16 protein-coding genes and 1 pseudogene are annotated in these 17,132 nt (G+C 55.6%); 5 read left to right on the top strand and 12 right to left on the bottom strand.

Translation table 11 applies throughout. The features are described from left to right. The 6 genes from selA to fdnG all read right to left on the bottom strand — a co-directional run. Nucleotides 1-1,196 (bottom strand): L-seryl-tRNA(Sec) selenium transferase (gene selA, locus RTY00_RS05770; RefSeq protein WP_312663757.1); only part of this gene is annotated, 1,196 nt, incomplete at its 3' end. Nucleotides 1,197-1,204: 8 nt separating this feature from the next. Beyond that, nucleotides 1,205-1,816 (bottom strand): glutathione S-transferase, encoded by a 612-nt coding sequence (locus tag RTY00_RS05775; protein WP_312663758.1) that lies wholly within the window; start codon nucleotides 1,814-1,816, stop codon nucleotides 1,205-1,207. Between the two features lie 73 nt (nucleotides 1,817-1,889). Continuing rightward, nucleotides 1,890-2,816: a formate dehydrogenase accessory protein FdhE gene (gene fdhE, locus RTY00_RS05780; protein ID WP_312663759.1), complete on the bottom strand. Its 927-nt coding sequence runs from the start codon at nucleotides 2,814-2,816 to the stop codon at nucleotides 1,890-1,892. Further along, complete coding sequence (fdoI, locus tag RTY00_RS05785) at nucleotides 2,816-3,457, bottom strand: formate dehydrogenase cytochrome b556 subunit (protein ID WP_008104688.1); 642 nt, start codon at nucleotides 3,455-3,457, stop codon at nucleotides 2,816-2,818. Before fdoI ends, fdhE begins: the two co-directional genes overlap by 1 nt. Then, on the bottom strand, nucleotides 3,457-4,356 hold the full coding sequence (gene fdxH, locus RTY00_RS05790; protein ID WP_312663760.1) for a formate dehydrogenase subunit beta: 900 nt from the start codon (nucleotides 4,354-4,356) through the stop codon (nucleotides 3,457-3,459). Before fdxH ends, fdoI begins: the two co-directional genes overlap by 1 nt. A gap of 11 nt (nucleotides 4,357-4,367) precedes the next feature. Continuing rightward, complete coding sequence (fdnG, locus tag RTY00_RS05795) at nucleotides 4,368-7,415, bottom strand: formate dehydrogenase-N subunit alpha (protein ID WP_312663761.1); 3,048 nt, start codon at nucleotides 7,413-7,415, stop codon at nucleotides 4,368-4,370. Nucleotides 7,416-7,594: 179 nt separating this feature from the next. Here fdnG and fdhD point away from each other — a divergent pair, with 179 nt between their 5' ends. Beyond that, nucleotides 7,595-8,377 carry a formate dehydrogenase accessory sulfurtransferase FdhD gene (fdhD, locus tag RTY00_RS05800; protein WP_409519119.1) on the top strand — a complete coding sequence of 261 codons (783 nt, stop codon included), beginning with the start codon at nucleotides 7,595-7,597 and terminating at the stop codon, nucleotides 8,375-8,377. Here the strand turns inward: fdhD and RTY00_RS05805 are convergent. Next, complete coding sequence (locus tag RTY00_RS05805; RefSeq protein WP_312663763.1) at nucleotides 8,374-9,150, bottom strand: DeoR/GlpR family DNA-binding transcription regulator; 777 nt, start codon at nucleotides 9,148-9,150, stop codon at nucleotides 8,374-8,376. The genes fdhD and RTY00_RS05805 overlap by 4 nt on opposite strands. A 174-nt stretch (nucleotides 9,151-9,324) precedes the next feature. Here RTY00_RS05805 and RTY00_RS05810 point away from each other — a divergent pair, with 174 nt between their 5' ends. Further along, the gene (locus RTY00_RS05810; RefSeq protein WP_154194610.1) at nucleotides 9,325-10,665 is read left to right on the top strand and encodes an aspartate aminotransferase family protein; all 1,341 of its coding nucleotides are present in this window, start codon (nucleotides 9,325-9,327) and stop codon (nucleotides 10,663-10,665) included. A 65-nt stretch (nucleotides 10,666-10,730) separates the two neighbouring features. Here RTY00_RS05810 and alsE read toward each other — a convergent pair whose 3' ends face one another. The 4 genes and pseudogenes from alsE to RTY00_RS05830 form a co-directional block, all read right to left on the bottom strand. Further along, nucleotides 10,731-11,408, bottom strand: coding sequence for a D-allulose 6-phosphate 3-epimerase (alsE, locus tag RTY00_RS05815; RefSeq protein WP_312663764.1), 678 nt, complete (start codon nucleotides 11,406-11,408; stop codon nucleotides 10,731-10,733). A gap of 50 nt (nucleotides 11,409-11,458) precedes the next feature. Then, nucleotides 11,459-12,718: pseudogene (locus RTY00_RS05820) on the bottom strand (PTS ascorbate transporter subunit IIC). Nucleotides 12,719-12,762: 44 nt separating this feature from the next. Then, the gene (locus RTY00_RS05825; RefSeq protein WP_008104674.1) at nucleotides 12,763-13,029 is read right to left on the bottom strand and encodes a PTS sugar transporter subunit IIB; all 267 of its coding nucleotides are present in this window, start codon (nucleotides 13,027-13,029) and stop codon (nucleotides 12,763-12,765) included. 19 nt (nucleotides 13,030-13,048) lie between these two features. After that, nucleotides 13,049-13,489 carry a PTS sugar transporter subunit IIA gene (locus tag RTY00_RS05830; protein ID WP_312663766.1) on the bottom strand — a complete coding sequence of 147 codons (441 nt, stop codon included), beginning with the start codon at nucleotides 13,487-13,489 and terminating at the stop codon, nucleotides 13,049-13,051. A 424-nt stretch (nucleotides 13,490-13,913) separates the two neighbouring features. On the opposite strand from RTY00_RS05830, the gene RTY00_RS05835 reads away from it, so the two are divergent. From RTY00_RS05835 to RTY00_RS05845, 3 genes are all read left to right on the top strand, one after another. After that, the gene (locus RTY00_RS05835; RefSeq protein WP_154194606.1) at nucleotides 13,914-14,939 is read left to right on the top strand and encodes a LacI family DNA-binding transcriptional regulator; all 1,026 of its coding nucleotides are present in this window, start codon (nucleotides 13,914-13,916) and stop codon (nucleotides 14,937-14,939) included. Between the two features lie 160 nt (nucleotides 14,940-15,099). Further along, a complete protein-coding gene (sodA, locus tag RTY00_RS05840; RefSeq protein WP_061719316.1) occupies nucleotides 15,100-15,717 on the top strand; it encodes a superoxide dismutase [Mn] in 618 nt (205 codons plus the stop codon). 188 nt (nucleotides 15,718-15,905) lie between these two features. Then, nucleotides 15,906-16,868 (top strand): VirK/YbjX family protein, encoded by a 963-nt coding sequence (locus RTY00_RS05845; RefSeq protein WP_312663767.1) that lies wholly within the window; start codon nucleotides 15,906-15,908, stop codon nucleotides 16,866-16,868. 7 nt (nucleotides 16,869-16,875) lie between these two features. On the opposite strand, the gene RTY00_RS05850 is transcribed toward RTY00_RS05845, so the two are convergent. Beyond that, nucleotides 16,876-17,132: YibL family ribosome-associated protein (locus tag RTY00_RS05850; RefSeq protein ID WP_312663769.1), on the bottom strand; the 257-nt coding region annotated here is incomplete at its 5' end.

Raw genomic sequence — 17,132 nt, forward strand, 5'->3', positions numbered from 1 at the left:
CGCTCAACCGGTAGCGATCCGCTGCCGATTTGCGAAGAACAGGGCGCGATCGCCAACGAAAAATCATTGCTAAAAGTCTTTTCTAATGCGGGCATCAATCGTTCGGCCTGCTGCAGAATATCGTGCGAGGAACGCGTCAGCAGCCGCAGCGTCGGCAGTGCTTCGCGCAGCGTGTCTGGCTGGCGATAAAGTTGCAAGGTGGCTTCCAGCGCTGCGAGCGTCATTTTATCGACGCGCAGCGCGCGTTTCAGCGGATGCGACTGCAGTTGATCAATCAGCGCCTGCTTGCCGACGATAATGCCGGCCTGCGGACCGCCGAGCAGTTTGTCGCCGGAGAAGCTCACCAGACTGACGCCAGCGGCGATCAGCTGCTGCGGCATCGGTTCAGCGGGCAGGCCAAATTCGGTCATATCGATCAGCGAACCGCTGCCGAGATCGGTGATTACCGGCAGTTGATAAGCGTCACCCAGCTCAACCAATTCCGCTTCCGTTACCGCATGGGTAAAGCCCTGAATCTGATAATTGCTGGTGTGCACCTTCATCAGCAGGCCGCTGTTTTCCGCGATCGCGGCACGATAATCTTTCAGGTGCGTGCGATTGGTGGTGCCGACTTCCACCAGCTTGCAGCCCGCCTGACGCATTACATCGGGAATGCGAAAGGCACCGCCAATTTCCACCAGCTCGCCACGCGAGACAATCACTTCGCGTCCCGGCGCTAAAGCAGCCAGCATCAGTAACACGGCGGCAGCGTTGTTGTTGACGATGCAGGCCGCTTCCGCGCCGGTTAATTCGCACAGCAGCGCGCTGACGGCGCGGTCGCGATGGCCGCGCGCCGCATCATCCAGCGCATATTCCAGCGTGACCGGCTGACGCAGGCAGTTAACCACCGCGTCGATGGCGCGATCGCTCAGCTGAGCGCGGCCGAGATTGGTATGCAGCACGGTGCCGGTGAGATTGAACACCGGACGCAGCGCACTTTGCTGCTGTTGCTGGCTGCGGCGCAGCGCTTCATCCGGCCAGTTCACGTGCCATTCCGGCAAGGTTTGATGCTGCTGAATATGTTCGCGCGCTTCCTGCTGCATGCTGCGCAGCTGGCGCGTGGCAAAGGCGGTTCCGTGATGCGCCAGCAGCGGCTGCAACGCGGGATCGCGCAGCAAGCTGTCGATCGCAGGCAATTGACTGTAAAGGGTTTTCATCTGGTGGCTTAGAGAGTGGGCGGAACGGTGCGGGCAAAGCTTTCGCGCGCAAACAGGTTTTCGGCCAGCTTCACCAGCGCCGGACGATTCACGCACCAGTTGGGCAGCACGCGGCGGAAATTCAGGTAGCCAATCATGCAGCCGGTGGCGATATCGGCCAGATTCAGCGTGCCGCTATTGAGCCATTCGCCCTGTGCGGCGGCGGTTTCCAATGCATCAAGGCCGCGCTGAATTTTGGCGCGATTGCGCAGCAGCACCTCTTCGGATTGCTGATCGCCGGGACGCATCTGCTCACGCACGATCATCACCGCAGCGTCATTGATGCCGTCGGCGAGTTTTTCCAGCTGACGGATTTGCAATGCGTGCAGCGCATCATCAGGCAACAGCGCAGGCGCATCGCCGCGCTGTTCAATCACCTGCGCGATGATTGAGGAGTCGAACCAGGTGAGCTGATTGTCATCAATCAGCGCCGGCACTTTGCCCAGCGGATTGTACTGCGGGACATCGCTGTCATCGGTCCACGGAGACTGATTAACGAATTCGAAAACCAAGCCTTTTTCCAACAGAATAACTGAAATTTTGCGTACAAAAGGGCTGGTGTAGCTGCCAATCAGTTTCATCGTTCGCCTCCGTGTTGAGCTGCGTGGATTTGTGCGTTCATTGAGAAGGTCGCCATGAATGGCGACCCTACGGCTAGTCGCCAGGGAACATAAACGGATTCAGGCTGCTGCGCGCGAATCCTTCCTGCTCCATGCGGGCATCCAGCACCAGCGAAGCGAGGTCATCTGCCACCGGTTCCACCGCCGGATCTTTTTCCTGATACAACATCTTCAGGTAGGTTCCGCAATCGCCGCAGCTTTCTGCTTTCACCGCCGCTTTTTCGCTGTCCAGCGACCAGTAATGCAGATCGCCGGTTTGTTCGCAGTTGGAGCACTTGCTGCGCACCACATACCATTCGCTTTCACACAGATTACAGTGCAGATAGCGCAGTCCTTGCTGGCCCACGCTCATGTGCACCACGCTGGTGACTGGCACGCTGGCGCACACCGGACAGAACTGGCGATGCTCACCGTATTCTGCGCGTGCTTTGCCCGGAATCAGTGCCACCATTTGCGCCCAGTAAATCGACAGCGCCGCCCAGATGAACGGCGATTTATCGCTGCTCACCTGCGCGAAATCGCCTTCCAGCAGCGCATGCGCCAGATTTTCCAGTTCAGTGGTGGAGGCTTTTTCCAGATTCTCCAGCACCGCCAGCGCCTGGCCGCTCATCTCCGGCTTCAGCTCAGCGATCAGCGAATGCAGCAGACGTTGCCAGTGCGCATCGCGCGGGTAGGTGTGGATATCGAGCGGCGGCTTGCCCTGCTCGGCGCTCTGCGTCAGCCGCTGCTGCAGGTCGATTTGCAGCGGATGGTCATACAGCACGATCTCCTGCGCCTCGGCGATCACTGCGGCAAAGCGCAGGTAATCACCGAGCGGATTCTTCGCGGCCAGGTCGCGCAAACGTGCCGCACGGCGGCTATACAGATTTTTCAGCCGGGGGAAAAGTAACGGCGGAACTTGCTCCGCCGTCAGTTTTGCACCTTTCTCCAGCTGGTCCTGCGGGATGATGCGAATACTCATCAGGGACGTTTTTCCTGTTGTGTTTGGCGTTGGCGCTGCTCGCGATACCAGCGTGGGTGATGTTTCTTCGCCCACGCGGCCGGAACCCAGCCCTCAACCATGGCGGTAATGGTGCCTTTTACCCACAACGCGGCGTAAATGTGCACCATAATTACCATGATCAGCGCCACAGCTGAGACCGAATGCACCACTAGTGCGATGCGAATCAGCGGAATGGTAAAGGCGCCGGCAAAGTATGGGCGCCAGATAACAATTCCGCTCACCAGCAGCAAGACTAAGCTGATGATAGCAGCCCAGAACACACACTTCTGCCCGAAGTTGTATTTGCCGGTATCGCCGACCTCTTCGTTTTGCACGATTTTGTGGATGTTTTTCGCCCAGACCAGGTCTTCGCGATTGATCAGATTATGTTTCCAATAGCGTAAGAACATGATGATAAAGGCGGCAAACATCACCGTGCCAATAAAGGGATGCAGGATACGCGCCAACTGCGGCGTGCCGAGCACGTGCATCAGCCAGTTAAACGACGGGAAAAAGAAACCCAGCCCGCTTAGCGCGGCGAGCACAAAACAGAACGCCACAATCCAGTGATTGATGCGTTCCGGTGCGCTGTAGCGCACCAGACGATCGCGTTTTTTCATTATTCGCGCTCCTCTTTTTCGTGCAGGTTCTCGTCCTCATCCTCTTCCACGCGGTTCGGCCCAACGCCAACGTAGTGGAATACTGAGGCGGCAAAGGTGGCGGCAAAACCAATTGCCGCCAGCGGTTTCCAGATCCCTTTCCAGAATGTCACCGCCGGGCTGATGCTCGGGTTAGCCGGCAAACCGTGATACAGCTGCGGTTTGTCGGCGTGGTGCAGTACGTACATCACGTGCGTACCGCCAACGCCTGCCGGATCGTACAAGCCCGCGTTGGCATAGCCGCGCGTATTGAGTTCGGCCACGCGTTCACCCGCCAGCGCCTGCATATCGCTTTTGCTGCCGAAGTGAATCGCGCCGGTCGGGCAGGTTTTCACGCACGCCGGTTCCTGACCAACATTGACACGATCGACGCACAGCGTGCATTTATACACGCGGTTGTCCTCTTTATTCATACGCGGCACATCGAACGGGCAGCCAGCGATGCAGTAGCCGCAGCCAATGCACTGTTCTGACTGAAAATCGACGATGCCGTTGGCGTACTGAATAATCGCGCCTTCAGACGGACACGCCTTCAGGCAGCCGGGATCGGCGCAGTGCATGCAGCCATCCTTGCGGATCAGCCACTCTAACTTGCCGTTCTCCTCCACTTCTGAGAAGCGCATCACCGTCCAGGATTTGGCGGTCAAATCGGCGGGATTGTCGTACACCCCAACGTTATGTCCCACTTCATCGCGGATATCGTTCCACTCCGAACACGCCACCTGACAAGCTTTGCAGCCGATGCAGGTGGTCACGTCGATCAGTTTCGCCACTTCCTGCTGATGGTTACGCGCCTGCGGGGCAGGCGTGAGTCCATTGGTGGCGGAGCGGCGGATAATGTCTTGAGATTGATAAGCCATATTCGTTCTCCTTACACCTTCTCGACGTTGACCAGGAACGCCTTAAATTCTGGCGTCTGCGTGTTGGCATCGCCGACAAACGGCGTCAGGGTATTGGCGATAAAGCCTTTTTTCGCCACGCCCTGATAACCCCAGTGAATCGGAATGCCGATGGTATCGACGATTTTGCCGTCGACGTTGAGTGGACGGATGCGCTTAGTGACCACCGCTTTGGCTTTGATGTAGCCGCGATTGGAGCTCACTTTCACCGTATCGCCCTGCGCGATGCCGAGCTTGTTGGCCAGCTTCTCGCCGATTTCAATAAACTGTTCCGGCTGCGCGATGGCATTGAGCCGCGCGTGTTTGGTCCAGTAATGGAAATGCTCGGTGAGGCGATAAGTGGTGCCGACATACGGGAACTGCTCCGCCTGGCCCATCGATGCCAAATCGTCCTTGAACACGCGCGCCGCCGGGTTGGATACCACGTTCGGATGCAGCGGGTTAGTGCCGATCGGCGTTTCAAACGGCTCGTAGTGTTCCGGGAACGGGCCTTCGGCCATTTTGTCGAGCGCAAACAGGCGTCCCATGCCTTCCGGCTGCATGATGAACGGCCCGACATCGCTGCCTGGCGCGGCGGCGCTGTAATCCGGCACATCCATGCCGCCCCATTTCGCGCCATCCCATTTCAGGATTTGGCGTTTCGGATCCCACGGATTGCCTTGTGGGTCAGCCGAGGCGCGGTTGTAAAGAATGCGGCGATTCAGCGGCCATGCCCAACTCCAGTTCAGCGTATTGCCCAAACCGGTAGGATCGGTGTTATCGCGGCGTGCCATTTGATTGCCTTCCGGCGTCCAGCTGCCAGCGAAAATCCAGCAACCGCTGCTGGTGCTGCCGTCATCTTTCAGATGGGCAAAGGTGCTGAGCTGTTGGCCTTTTTTCACCAACAACGTGCCTTTGTCATCGAACACATCGGCCAGTGCTTTACCGTTGTTCTCCATCGCCACTTCTTCAGGGGCTGGATTTTCTGGCGTCAGGTAGTTCCAGCTCATGTTCAGCACTTGCTCAGGCAGCGCGCCGCCTTCACTGGCGTACATTTTGCGCAGGCGTGAATAGATGCCGGAAAGGATTTCACCATCATTCAGCGCTTCGCCCGGTGCATCCTGACCTTTCCAGTGCCACTGCAACCAGCGGCCAGAGTTGACGATCGAACCGTTCTCTTCAGCGAAGCAGGTGGATGGCAAACGGAACACTTCGGTCTGAATTTTTGACGGATCAACATCGTTAAACTCGTCGTGATTCTCCCAGAAGGTAGCGGTTTCGGTGTTGAGCGGGTCGATGGTGACCAGGAACTTCAGCTTCGACAGTGACTCAATCACTTTGCGCTTGTTCGGGAACGACGCCACCGGGTTGAAGCCCTGGCACAGATAGCCGTTAACCTTGCCTTGCGACATCATCTCGAAGTACTGCAGCACGTCGTAGCCTTTATCCCACTTCGGCAACCAGTCGAAGCCCCAGTTGTTCTCTTTCTGGGCTTTGTCGCCGAAGAAGGCTTTCATCTGGCTGACAAAGAATTTCGGGTAGTTGCTCCAGTAGTTCACCTGGCCCGGCAGCAGCGCTTTTGGCGTGTTGGCGGCAAGATAACTCTGCAGATCGGCTTGTTTCTCCGACGGCAAGGTCATGTAACCCGGCAAACTCTGCGACAGCAAACCGAGATCGGTCAGACCCTGAATATTCGAGTGGCCGCGCAGCGCATTGATGCCGCCGCCAATCATGCCCATGTTGCCGAGCAGCAGCTGAATCATCGCCATGGTGCGGATGTTCTGCGCGCCAACCGAGTGCTGCGTCCAGCCGAGCGCATACAGGAATGAGGTGGTGCGATCGCGCGCGCTGGTTTCGCCCAGCAGTTCGCAGACATGCAGGAAGTCAGCTTTTGGCGTGCCGCAAATGCGCTCAACGATTTCTGGCGTGTAGCGGCTTACGTGTTGCTTCAGCAGGTTCCACACGCAGCGCGGGTGCGTCAGCGTGGTGTCGCGTTTAGCAAAGCCGTCATCGCCCAACTCGTAGTTCCAACTGGTTTTGTCGTATTTGCGATTCGCTTCGTCGTAGCCGCTGAACAGGCCATCTTCAAAATGATAATCCTCGCGTACGATCAGGCTGGCGTTGGTGTACGCCTCGACATATTCGCGCTGGATTTTTTCGTTTTGCAGCAGCCACAGCAGTACGCCCGACAGGAAAGTAATGTCGGTGCCCGAGCGGATCGGCGTATAGAAATCGGCTACCGATGCGGTTCGTGTGAAACGCGGATCGATAACAATAATTTTGGCTTTGTTGTGAATTTTGGCTTCCATCGCCCAGCGGAATCCCACGGGATGCGCTTCAGCGGCGTTCCCGCCCATCACAACGATCAGATTGGCATTACGGATGTCGACCCAGTGATTGGTCATCGCACCGCGACCAAATGTTGGAGCAAGACTTGCTACCGTTGGTCCGTGTCAAACGCGTGCCTGGTTGTCGACCGCTAACATGCCAAGCGATCGGGTAAATTTCTGAGTTAAGTAGCCGGTTTCGTTGCTGGATGCCGAAGCACACAACATGCCGGTGGAGAGCCAACGGTTTACCGTCACGCCAGCGGCGTTCTGCGCCACGAAGTTAGCGTCGCGATCCGCTTTCATCAGCTTCGCGATACGATCAAAGGCATCGTCCCAGCTAATGCGCTGCCATTTATTGGAGCCTGGCGCGCGGTATTCCGGGTATTGCAGGCGACTTTCACTGTGGATGAAGTCGAGCAGGCCTGCGCCTTTCGGGCACAATGCGCCGCGGCTCACCGGATGATCCGGATCCCCTTCGATGTGGAAAATCGTCTCTTTGGCGTTTTTCGCGCCGTCACCAAGGCTGTACATTAACAAGCCACAGCCAACTGAGCAGTAAGTGCAGGTGTTACGGGTTTCGCGCGCGCGCAGCAGTTTGTACTGCCGCGTTTCCGCCAGCGCTACCTCTGGCGCAAAGCCGAGCAGCGCTGCCGTTGTCCCTGCCATACCGCCAGCACACACCTTGAAGAATTTTCTTCGGCTGACGTTCATGGATTATCCTTTCAACATGATTGATTGTACTTTTGCGGTGCAGTGGATCGGGCGTCACAATAACCCGACGAATATTGCGGCAATAGCGACCTAATAATACCACTACTTTAGTAAGGTTGTTGTATGAGGCGAAAAAAGTGACAGAGAATGAGCAGGAAAGTCACATTAATGTGAATAAGATCTCAGGCGCGGTGCAGGCGCAGGTCCATCAGCGGCGTGATATCAGCCTTGCTGAAACTGACTGGCTGGCCGAGGAAGTGCCGGTGGCGCTGGTGTATAACGGCATTTCGCACGTTGTGATGATGGCCACACCCAATGATTTGGAAGCTTTTGCGTTAGGTTTCTCGCTCTCGGAAGGGATTATTGAGCGCCATGATGAAATCTTCGGCATCGATGTGGTGCCGGGCTGTAACGGTGTTGAAGTGCAGATTGAGCTCTCCAGCCGCCGCTTTATGGCGCTGAAAGAGCAGCGTCGTGCGATGGCCGGACGCACCGGCTGCGGCGTGTGTGGCGTCGAGCAACTCGATCAAATCGGCAAGCCGTTACAGCCGCTGCCATTCAGCCAAACTTTTGATTTAGCTAACCTCGATAAAGGCCTGGCGCAGCTGCGCGACTACCAGCCGATCGGCAATCTCACCGGCTGCACGCATGCGGCGGCGTGGATGTCACCGCAAGGCGAATTGCAGGGCGGCTATGAAGATGTTGGTCGCCATGTGGCGCTGGATAAACTGCTGGGGAATCGCAGTCAGCAGCCGTGGCAGCAGGGCGCGGTGCTGGTTTCCAGCCGCGCCAGCTATGAGATGGTGCAGAAATCCGCCATGTGCGGCGTGGAGATTCTGTTCGCGGTTTCGGCGGCGACCCAGCTTGCCGTTGAGGTGGCCGAACGCTGTAATCTCACGCTGGTTGGCTTCAGTAAACCGGGCCGCGCCACGGTTTACAGCCATCCGCAGCGCCTGCGTTAAACCACCTGCACCTGCGGCAACGCCTGTTGCAGCGCCGCCAGCGCGCCAGGTTTTGCCGCGCCGCTGTCGCAAATCAGCAGATCAACTTCTGCAATCGGTGCGTAAACGGTGCGGCTGATCACGCCGAGTTTGCTGTGATCCGCCAGTAAAATGGTGCGATTCGCCTGCTGCACCATGGCGCGGGCAATCGCCGCTTCGTGGGGATGAAAGCTGCAGGCACCGTTTTTAGCGTCGATGCCGACCGGCGAAAGCAGCGCCACATCGGCGCGATAACGAAAAATTTCGCCGATCGTCATCTCACCGCGCGTTTGTTGCGCGCCTGCCATCATCATGCCGCCAAGTAAAATCACCTGATTATTCAGCGTTTCATGCTCTTCCGCTGCGCTCAGCGCCAGCGCGGCCTGCAAACTGTTAGTGATGATGGTTAAACCCGACATGCTGCGCAGCTGTTCGGCCAGTATGGTGGTGGTGGTGCCGGCATCGAGGAACAGCGTTTGGCCGGGCTGGAGATGCTGCGCGGCGGCAACCGCAATCGCGCGTTTCTCTTTCGCCTGCGCGTTGCGGCGCACCTGTAATGGCGGCTCTGGCTGGCTATCGACGGCGACCAAACCGCCATGCACACGCCGCGCTAATCCCTGCGCTTCCAGCTCAATAATGTCGCGCCGCGCGGTTTCGCGCGAAATGCCAAGCTCGTTGATGATGCGTTCGGTGCTGAGCTGATGTTGCGTGGTCAGCAGCGCGCGAATGCGGTGTAAGCGGGTTTCCTGCAGCATGACTTTTCCCTGTGGCGTGTTCAACCTGGGCCTAAGCTTACCTGAGTGTCATGACGCCGTCATGTGTATTTGGTTGTATTTGTGTATTTGGTTGCATTTGTCGCCAAAGCAGGCATGATATTGGCAAACGGCGATTTCGCATGCACCCCTTTCACCTTCGCAACGGGAGTTACCATGGCTACACGTTCTACCATCATGGATACCAACAGTTTTCGTGCTGAGCACGCCGACGGGCTGGATGCGGCAACCCGCAAGCTCACCGACAAGCGCAGCAAAGTGTTGGGCGAGTCGTATCGCCTGTTTTACCGCAAGCCGGTGCACTTAGTGCGCGGCGAAGGGCAGTATTTGTGGGATGCCGCCGGTGATAAATATCTTGATGTGTACAACAACGTGGCGAGCATTGGTCACTGCCATCCGGCGGTGATTGAGGCGGTGAATCAGCAGATGAAGATGCTGAACACCCACACGCGCTATCTGCACGAACGTATTCTCGATTACACCGAAGAGCTGCTGGCGACCACGCCGGATGCCATCGATCGCGCCATGTATATGTGTACCGGTTCGGAAGCCAACGATTTGGCGATCCGCGTGGCGCGTGCTTTCAGCGGCGGCACCGGCATTATTGTGTCGCAGGAGGCGTATCACGGCACCAGCGATCTCACGTCAGGCGTGTCGCCCGCGCTCGGCAGCGGACAGCCGCTGGCGGCAACCACGCGTCTGGTTTCACCGCCGGATGCTTATCGCGTCAATGCGCCGGATCTCGGTGAGTGGTTTGCCAATGAAATTCAGAAGCAGATCGACGATATGAAAGCGCACGGCATTAAGTTTGCCGGATTCCTCGCTGACTCGATTTTCTCGTCCGATGGCGTATTGCCGAACCCGCGTGGCTTCCTGCAAAAAGCGGTCGATGTGGTGCATGCCAACGGCGGGATTTTCATCGCCGATGAAGTGCAGCCGGGCTTTGGCCGTACCGGCGATGCGTTCTGGGGCTTTGCGCGTCACGGCGTGGTGCCCGATGTGATTACCACCGGCAAGCCAATGGGCAACGGCATTCCGGTTTCGGGCCTGCTGGCGAAAAGCGATGTGCTTGCCGCGTTCAGCGATGAAATTCCTTACTTCAACACCTTTGGCGGTAATCCGGTGGCGATGGCCGCAGCGCAAGCGGTGTTGACGGTGATTAAAGAAGAGGGCTTGCAGGAGCACAGCCGCGTGGTGGGCGCCAAACTATTAGGTGAGTTGCAGAAACTGATGGATCGCCATGAATCCATCGGCGACGTGCGCGGTGCAGGTTTGTTTATTGGTTTCGAACTGGTGCAGGACCGCGCCAGCAAAACGCCGGACAAAGCGCTGGCGCTGGATTTAATTGAGAAGCTGCGCGAGCACCGCGTGCTGACGTCAGTGGCAGGTCCGTACGGTAACGTGCTGAAACTGCGCCCGCCGTTGGCGTTCCAGGAAGCGGATATCGACTGGCTGGTGGGTGCGCTGGATAAGTCGTTGAGTGAGTTGGGGCGGTAAAACGGTCGCTGTGGATAGGGTGCGGTAATGAATAAGGTCGCCATGAATGGCGACCCTACGGGGTATTACGCTGCGGTTTCCTCGGCGAAAATGCTCTCCATCTTCTGCCACGCCTGTGCCACATCGTCATCCAGATTAAACAAACCTGACGTACCGACAATAAACACATCGACGCCGGAAGCGGCGATTTGTTTAAAGGTGCGCGCGTTGCACGAACCATCAATTTCAGTCAGATAGTGATAACCGTGCTCTTCGCGCATGGCGATCAGCTGGCGAATCTTATTCAACGTTTCCGGAATAAATCTCTGGCCGGCGAAACCCGGATCTACCGACATCACCGTCACTTTATCCAGCAGATGCGCATATTCACGAATACTTTCTGCCGGCGTGGCCGGATTTAACACCACGCCGCAGCGACGGCCCGCATCTTTAATCTGCGTCAGCAGGCGGAATATTTTATTATTGGCGGTTTCCGGGTGGAAGCTAATAATATCTGCACCCGCCTCAATACACATCGGAATAATATCTTCCGGATGATTCACCATTAAATGCACGTCAATCGGCACATCGGTAATTTTACGCAGGTTCTCGATAAAGAACGGCGACAGCGTAATATTCTTCACGTAGCTGCCATCCATAATATCGACATGATAAAAGGCGGCGGTGCTATTCATCGCTTCGACCTGTTCGCGAAAACGCGTGAGATCCATGCACATTAAGGAGGGGGAAAATTTGGCTTGCATAACTTATTTCCTCATTACAAAAACAGCGCCCGCAGGCGCTGTTGATGACATCAATGGAAGAACGAAATAATGTGGCCGAGCACGATACCGACAATGCCGAAGTCGGCATCGCCGAAGGTGGTGGAAGCAAAGCCGAGGTCGCCCATCAGCGGCAGCAGAATCGCTGGCAGGAAGGAGATCAGCAGGCCTTGCACAAAGGCGCCAATCACTGCGCCACGACGTCCGCCGGTGATATTGCCGTAGACGCCAGCAGTTGCACCGCAGAAGAAGTGCGGCACCAGACCCGGAACGATGACGCTCAGGCCAAACAGCGGGCACAGGAACATGCTGATCAAACCGGCGGAGAAGCTCGACAGGAAGCCGATGATCACCGCGTTCGGTGCGAACGGGAACACGGTTGGGCAATCCAGCGCCGGTTTGGCGTTGGGTACCAGCTTATCGGCGATGCCTTTAAAGGCCGGCACGATCTCGGCAATCACCATACGTACACCGGCGAGGATGATGTAGACGCCAGCAGCAAAGGTAATCGACTGAATAATGGCGAACACAATGTAGTTCTGGCCGCCACTGATGCTTTCGGTGAACTCTTTGCCCGCAACCAGAACCAACGCGATAAACAGAATCATCATGGTCAGCGAAATCGCTACCGATGAGTCGCGCAGGAAGTTGAGGGTTTTCGGCACCTTCAGTTCTTCAATCGACGGGCTGCCTTTACCGACCACTTTGCCGACTAACGCGGAGAGCAGATAACCGGTTGAGCCAAAGTGGCCGAGTGCCAGATCGTCCGAGTTGGTGATTTTGCGGGTGAACGGCTGCAGAATCGCCGGGCACACCACCATCATGGTGCCGAGAATCAGCGAACCAATCAGCACCAGCCAGAAGCCGTGTATGCCGCCGACTGACAGAATCACCGCCAGCATCGCCGACATATACAGCGTGTGGTGACCGGTCAGGAAGATGTATTTCAGCGGTGTAATACGCGCCAGCAAGATGTTCACCAGCATACCGAACACCATAATCATGGCGGTTTCGGTGCCGTAGCTCTTCTGTGCCAGCGCGGCCATTGCATCGGTGTTTGGTACTACGCCCTGAATATTAAACGAGTGCTCAAACAGCTGGCTGAAGATGGTTAATGTGGCCGCAATTTAATTGGCCCCGGCGATGAGAATAACAAAACCCATGATGGTTTTAAGCGTACCGGAAATAACATCAGAAACCGGTTTCTTTTGCAGTAATAAACCAAACAGGGAAAAAAGGCCGACAAGTATTGCGGGTGTTCCAAGAACATCCTTTATAATAAATTGCAGCATAACCTACTCCGTATTAAGTAGCGTGTACTTGCCTTACAAGGTTATTAAATATTTTCAGCGATAATTTCTTTGATTTTTGCATTATCCAGCAGATTAGTCAGGCCAACGACTTTCGCGCTGTGTCCGGCTAATTGATCGGCAATATCTTTCGCGGCAATAATTAAGTCAGCCTGTTCAGATTTCGCTGAGGTTAAATCGGTGTGGCCCACTTCGGCTTCTTTACCCAATTCCGCCACAATCTTCTTCACGTTCATTTCAACAATGAAGCTGCTGCCTAAACCATTTCCGCACACAATCAGCACTTTTTTCATAATAGGGTTCTCTGGTTATTTATTTTTCAATGACAGCTTCAATCGCTGACAGGGTAGAAGCCGACAGCAACTGCTGCAGGCGGGATTCGTCGCTGAACACGTCGGCTAATGCGGTGATCATCTGAATATGATCGTCGCCAGACAGCGCACACAGCATGATGACCACATAAACCGGATCGTTTTCATCGGCCTGAAAACTTACGCCATTCTTCACATGCAGCAGCGACAGGCCGTTTTTGCGCGCGCCTTGTTCCGGGCGGGCATGTGGCATCGCCAGACCCGGCGCCAGCACGTAATACGGGCCGAGCTCGGCATGCGAAGTGAAGATGGCATCGAGATAAGCCGGGCTGATGGCACCGGCGGCCAGCAGCGGTTCGGCGGATAAACGCACCGCTTCCTGCCAGTCGCTAACCTGCTCTACGACACGAATATGTTGCGGTGTTAGCCATTGAGTGAGCATCAGTAATTCCTGTTTATTCGTCGATGGGGTGCAATGTAGGTTATTTTCTCAGCGGTTTTCTGTGATGATTGTCGCAAAAGTTAGCGCTAACACCGTTATTGTTAAAAAACGTGTTATCGCTAACATTTCCTTGCTGCGCGTTTGTCTTCGTTGCAAGCACCTGACATGCTCAGCATTCTGGAAAGATCGCAGGGCCAGCGATGCCCGAAACTGTGGTTTTTCACATGGCGCGTTAACAGATTTGGTTTTAAGCTGCGTCCTGGCAAAAAGTAAACGTTATGAATAGTGCCCTTCATAATTCGAAATGCAGGAAGGCGGCAAGTGGGGGAAGCCCCAGGAGCTTACTGAAGTAAGTGACTGGGGTGAGCACACGCAGCCAACGCACCTGCAGTTTGAAGTATGGAGGGCAGACATAGGAGCAGGAATGGCTGAGAAGCGACGGCGCGGTACCGGCAAAAGTACTTTAGCCGATGTTGCCCGTTTGGTAGGTGTAAGCACCATGACAGCGTCGCGTGCGTTGCGCATGCCGGAAAAAGTGTCGCCTGAAATTCGCGCCAAAATCGATGCGGCGGTGATTGAGCTCTCCTATGTACCGAACGTGCAGGCGAGTAATCTCGCATCGGCGACATCACGCCTGATCACCATGGTGGTGCCGTCGTTTGCCACGCCGGGCAGTGCAATTGTGTCGGAAGCGCTGCAGGAAGTGCTGCGGCCGCAGGGCTACAACATGATGCTGGCGGAAGCTAATCATTCGGCTGCGGAAGAGAGCGAGCTAATCGAAATGCTGCTCTCCTATAATCCGGCGGCGATGGTGCATTTCAATTTCGATAACGCCGCCGAAGCGCATCGTCTGCTGAGCAATTCCGGGCTGCCGGTGATGGATATTGGCGGTGTGCATCAGGACTCGGCGGGGATCAGCATTGGTGTCGATTACGCCAAAGCGATTCGCCAACTGGTGCAAAGCCTGGTCGAGCGCGGTTATCGCAATCTCGGTTTGTTGTGCACGCAGAGTAATAACACCATCTTCCGCCAGCTGCTGAATGGCTGGCACAGCGGCATGCTGGCGATGAATCAGGCGCCGCATCGCGTGGTGACATCGCCGAAAATGCCAACCTTTGCCGCCGGGCACAGCTTGCTGGCAGAAATTCGCCTTACCTGGCCAGAGCTGGATGTGCTGATTTGCACCAGCGATGAAGTGGCTTGCGGTGCCATCATGGCGTGCCATGCGGCGGGGATTGCGATTCCCAGCCAGTTGGCGATTGCCAGCATTGGCGGCGGCCCGTTAGCGGCGGTGTGTTCGCCGCCGCTCACCAGCATTGTGTTGCCGTATGAAGAGATGGGGCGCACGGCGGGTAAACGTCTGCTGGCGGCACTCAAAGGCGATGAACCGCCAGCCATCAATGAACTGCCGGTGCAGCTTAAACTGCGCGCCAGCAGCCACAAGGTGTAGCCGTGCGTGCGCACCTTTTCCCAGATTCATCAAATCCTTATCAATTCTAAGGCATTGATAACCCTTTTACGGATCATGTTTTTAACTATAATGATCCGACTGCTTACGCGGCACGCCCAGTGAGGTGGTGCTGCAAAACACTAAAATGGAGAGGAAGAACATGAGTTATTCACTGCCATCCCTGCCGTATGCGTACGACGCACTGGAACCGCACTTCGACAAGCAGACGATGGAAATCCATCACTCTAAACACCACCAGGCCTACGTTAACAACGCTAACGCTGCGCTGGAAGGTACCGAATTCGCCAACCTGCCGGTTGAAGAACTGATCGCTAAACTGGATCAGCTGCCAGCAGACAAAAAAGGTCCACTGCGTAACAACGCAGGCGGCCACGCTAACCACAGCTTCTTCTGGAAAGGTCTGAAACTGGGCACCTCGCTGCAGGGCGACCTGAAAGCTGCCATCGAAAAAGATTTCGGTAGCGTTGAAGCTTTCCAGGCTGAGTTTGAGAAAGCCGCTACCACTCGCTTCGGTTCAGGCTGGGCGTGGCTGGTGAAAAAAGGCGATAAACTGGCTGTGGTTTCAACCGCAAACCAGGACAGCCCATTGATGGGTGAAGCGGTCGCTGGCGTTTCAGGCACTCCGATCATCGGTCTGGATGTGTGGGAACACGCTTACTACCTGAAGTATCAGAACAAACGTCCTGATTACATCAAAGCATTCTGGAACGTTGTGAACTGGGACGAAGCTGCAGCGCGTTTCGCTGCTGCGAAGTAAGTTCAGGCTATAGCCGCAACACGAAACCGGTGATGACGTCACCGGTTTTTTTTCGTCTTTTTTAAACCCTTTCTAAACGACCTGAATATTCACGTGTACGATTATTGCGCTGCGAAAGCTTATTAACCTGCCGTTGATAATTTGGGGCATATAGTAGCGACAATTTGTCTCGCTAAGCCCAAATAATCATGTCTACTATCACAACTTCTGTGACGAATAATGATTCGTCAGCGCCGCTTTTTTTGCCATTAATAAGCGGAAAGTTCAGACCGAATAAATTATGGAATAGCGGAAGTTTTCGCGCGAAATTTGCCTTAAGGTCGTTAGTATTTCCTGTAACGACCTTTAATTATCTGCACCAGTTAGCGAAATTGTCTGCGCTGCCGCAGCTGCTGACCATGCAAGGTTTGCTACCGGCCAAGCCACATCGTCCTTATCTGCGTGCGGGATTCAGCGTGGCGCAACGTGCGCAGGCGATCATCGATCACTACACGTTGATGGAGCAGTTAGAGAATGCGGCACTGCGCCAGCTGTTGCAGAGTCCGGGCGATAATTTACTGGCCACGTTGAGCGGCAAGAACGACGAGGCGTTTGTGATTCACTGCTGTCCGGGACGTTTTGACCGTGAAGGTGAAATTACCCTGGAACTGCATTATCAAACGCAGTTAATTGCTTCGCTCTCTTTCTCAATTATTCGCGAACAGAACACGCGCACCTTATTAATTGGTGGGTTGCAGGGACCGCGTAAACATATTTCCAACGACGTGATTCGCGATGCCACGAAAGCGGCACACGGCGTATTCCCGAAACGTTTGCTGATGGAAGCGGTATTTAATCTGGCGCATCAGTGTGGCGTTGAGGCGATCACTGCCGTTGGCGATACCACGCACGTGTTCCGTAGCCTGCGCTATCGTCACAGTAAAGGCGACAAGTTCTTTGCCAGCTACAGCGAGTTTTGGTTGTCGTTGGGTGGCGTGGCGCGCGCCGATGAGCTGTTTGCGTTGCCGTTACGCGCGGAGCGTAAAGATCTGGAAGAGATTGCCAGCAAGAAGCGCGCCGAGTATCGCCGTCGCTATGCCTTGCTGGACAGTCTGAATGAACAAGTTCATCAGGCGGCGGGCATCCTACGCGACGTTTCACACGCCGCGTAAGTCAAGATTAGAACGGCTGCTTCGCGTAGCCGGTCATCACTTTCAGTCCCATCTCACGTCCGAGCGCGGTCATTGGGTGTACCACCACCAGGCCGCGCACGCTTTTCTTGAATGCGCCCATGTTGGCTTGTTCTTTTTTGGTGATTTCGCGGCTAAAGCCCAGCTTCTGCAGCTGTTGCGCTTCTTTGCTCAGCTTCTCAGTGCGGACGCTGCGCAGGCGCTCAATTTCCAGCTCCAGCTTCTCTTTTTCACGCAGCAGTTCAC

It is taken from the genome of Pantoea sp. CTOTU49201, from assembly GCF_032054795.1.
Lineage (GTDB): Bacteria > Pseudomonadota > Gammaproteobacteria > Enterobacterales > Enterobacteriaceae > Pantoea > Pantoea symbiotica.